The following is a 580-nucleotide window of genomic DNA, read 5'->3' as shown; positions in this document are numbered from 1 at the left end:
ACAACCGCCTGCCAATGCGATAGCTCTGAACGACGCCAGAGTTTGCGACACAGCCATCTTGAACAGATCCGGTTTGTCGCGGCTTACCATCAGATAAACTGTCCCTGTCTTTACTCGCTTCGCCAGCCATCGGATCTCAGCGGAACGCCGTTTTACGCTTCTTGTTCGTTTCATTTCAGTTTTAAAACGCGGTTAGCCTTGTTTCTTTTCTCCCAGATATGCTTGACTTGGGCATGGGCATGATCCTTTTCGTCCTTTGAGATTTCGCCGGCGGGATTGCCATCGAGGTCATAGCGATGCTTGTGCTGAAGCAAGGCGCGGTGATAGGCAAGCTTGCGGGCTAGATAGACGCGCAGAACAAAGCGGAGTTGCTTTTGCGCGTCTCGATCTTGCAACCCGAACCTTTCAACCAGATCATGGAAGATGCCGATCTTCATGGGCCGGACCTGCAGATCCTGGAACACCACCGGCACCTGGTCAATCGCGCCATCAGGTAACCCCAGAACCTCCGCCAAACTTTCAACAAGCGCTCATGCTCGAACGGCTTGAGGCGGGTCAGGTGACTACGATCCCGCGGCGC

At 54.1% G+C, this 580-nt stretch carries 1 protein-coding gene; it reads right to left on the bottom strand.

Annotation, left to right across the window (positions count from 1 at the left end):
* Positions 1–170 precede the first annotated feature (170 nt).
* The gene (locus ACR0LL_RS21325) at positions 171–515 is read right to left on the bottom strand and encodes a ProQ/FINO family protein (protein ID WP_480493466.1); all 345 of its coding nucleotides are present in this window, start codon (positions 513–515) and stop codon (positions 171–173) included.
* Positions 516–580: the final 65 nt, after the last annotated feature.

The organism is Ruegeria sp. AI2, from assembly GCF_056541275.1.
The sequence above is the reverse complement of the archived record's forward strand: the minus strand, read 5'-3'. Positions and strand labels throughout refer to the sequence as shown.